We start from the raw sequence: 2,372 nt of genomic DNA on the forward strand, positions 1-2,372 counted from the left end.
TCGGCCCACCGCGCGGCGGGGTCGCGCGCCAGGCAGCGCTGCAGCGTCTCCGTCAGCGCGCGCGGCGCGCGCGGCGCCCACTCGGCGAGCGTCGGCGCGTCGGTGGTGAGGCGGGCCACGGCGATCGCGCGCGCCGACGGCCCCTGGAACGGCGGGCGCCCCGCCAGCATCGCGAAGCCGAGCGCGCCCAGCGCGTACAGGTCGGTGCGGCCGTCGATGGCGTGCTCGCCAGCGAACTGCTCGGGCGCCATCCAGAGCGGCGTCCCGGCGTCGGCGCTGGAGCGGCGCGGGTCGTCGTGCGACGGGCGCGCGGCGACGCCGAAGTCGGTGAGGAGCACGCGGCCGTCGCGCGCCAGCAGGACGTTCTCGGGCTTGAGGTCGCGGTGCACGACGCCGGCGGCGTGCGCGTGCTGCAGCGCGTCCAGCAGCGCCAGCAGGATGCGCCGCGCCTCGTCGTGCGGGAGCGTCCCCTCGCGCTGCATCCGGTCGGCGAGCGACTCGCCGGCGACGTACGCCATGGCGAACCACGGCAGCGCGCGCCCCTCCAGCCACACCTCGCCGGCGCCGTGCACGGCGACGATGCCGGGGTGGTCGAGCTGCGCCTGGATGCGCGCCTCGCGGCGGAAGCGCTCGCGCGCCCGCGCGTCGAGCGCCATCAGCGGGTGCTGCAGCTTGAGCGCGACCACGCGGTGCAGCTCGAGGTCGCGGGCCAGCACGACCACGCCCATCCCCCCCCGCCCGAGCTCGCGCACGAACTGGAACCGGGCCCCGAGCGCCTCCGGGGCGAACGCCGCCTCCGGGAAGGGCGCGGCGGGGGCGGCCGGACGCCGCCACGCGCGGACGCCGCGGGCCGGCGTGCCGTCGGAGAGGCTGGGGAGCGTGGCGGGCATCGGCGGACGGGACGGAGAAGGGGGAGATCCGATCCCTGCCCAAGGCGAGAGCCGTGCCGCCTACAGTCGAGTATAAGTCTTTGACAAGACTGCGCTTACCATTTCGACGAGAGGACGCAGTGTTCGGGTCCGCGACTGGAGTGTCCGGAAACGAACACCAGGGGAATCGGATCGAACGGATCAGATCTGATCCGTTCGATCCGATTCCCCGCTCTCAGTCCGCCCGGAGCGCCCGCACCGGATCGACCCGCGCCGCGCGCCGCGCCGGGAGCCACGAGGCGAGCACCGTCGCCGCGCCGAGCACCAGCACGGTCCCGACCAGCACCAGCGGGTCGCGCGGGCTCACGCCGTGGAGCGTCGAGCGGAGCGCGCCGGTGGCGGCCAGCGTGAGCGGGAGCCCGGCGCCGAGGCCGAGGGCGGCGAGCCGCACGCCGTCGCGCAGCAGCAGGCCGGCGGCGACGCGCCGGCGGGCGTCGATGGCGAGGCGCACGCCCAGCTCGCGCACCCGCTGCGCCACCGCGTAGGCGACCACGCCGTACACGCCGACCGTCGCCAGCAGCACCGCCGCGCCGGCGAAGGCGCCGAACAGCGCGCCGTACAGCCGCTGCAGCCAGAGCGAGCGGTGCGCGACCGCCGTCAGCGTCTCGACCTCGACCAGCGGGAGCCCGGCGTCGAGCGCCGCGACCGCGCGGCGCGCCGCGGGGGCCAGCGCCGCGGGGTCGCACCCGCCCGCCTGCGGTGGGCACCCGGTGCGCACCAGCAGCGTCATCTCGCGCCGCGCGAACGACGCGAACGGGAGGTACGCCTGCTCGCCGGGCGTGCGGCCGAGCCCCTGCTGCCGCACGTCGCGCGCGACGCCGACGACGGTGCGCCAGGGCGCGTCGGGGCCGCCCCCGCCGAACGACACGCGGCGCCCGACCGGGTCCTCCCCCGGCCACCAGCGCGCGGCCATCGCCTCGTTGACGATCGCCACCCGCGCCGCGGTGTCGCGCGCCTCGGCGGCGGTGAAGTCGCGCCCGCGCACGAGCGGCAGCCGCACCGCGCCGAAGTAGCCGGGGAGCACCGCGCGCGTCTCGGCGCGCCGCGCCTCGGACTCGGCGGCGTCGCGCCCCTCGACCGCGAACGCCGACGACATGTTGTCGCCGCTCAGCGGGGCCGCGTTGACCGCCGACGCCGACACCGCGCCCGGCAGCGCGCGCAGCGCGTCGGCCGCGCGCTCCAGCAGCGCCGTGCGCGCCGCCGGCGCGTCGTACGCGGCGCCGCCCATGCGCAGCCGCACCGCCAGCACGCCGTCGGGGCGGAACCCCGGGTCGGTCGCCTGGAGCGCGAGCATGCTGCGCGTCATCAGCCCGGCGCCGGCCAGCAGCACCAGCGACAGCGCCACCTCGGCGACGAACAGCCCGTCGCGCAGCCGCCGCCCGCCGGCGCCCGCGCTCGCCCCGCGCCCGCCCTCGCGCAGCGTGGGCGCGGCCGAGCGCCGCA

Annotated in this window: 2 protein-coding genes; both read right to left on the bottom strand. The window is 78.3% G+C overall.

Going from position 1 to position 2,372, the window contains the following annotated elements; genetic code table 11:
• The coding region (locus PYV61_RS24280; RefSeq protein ID WP_275836456.1) for a serine/threonine-protein kinase at positions 1–890 on the bottom strand (890 nt) is incomplete at its 3' end.
• Positions 891–1,104: 214 nt separating this feature from the next.
• The coding region (locus tag PYV61_RS24285) for an ABC transporter permease (RefSeq protein ID WP_275836457.1) at positions 1,105–2,372 on the bottom strand (1,268 nt) is incomplete at its 5' end.

It is taken from the genome of Roseisolibacter sp. H3M3-2, assembly GCF_029211165.1.
Lineage (GTDB): Bacteria > Gemmatimonadota > Gemmatimonadetes > Gemmatimonadales > Gemmatimonadaceae > Roseisolibacter.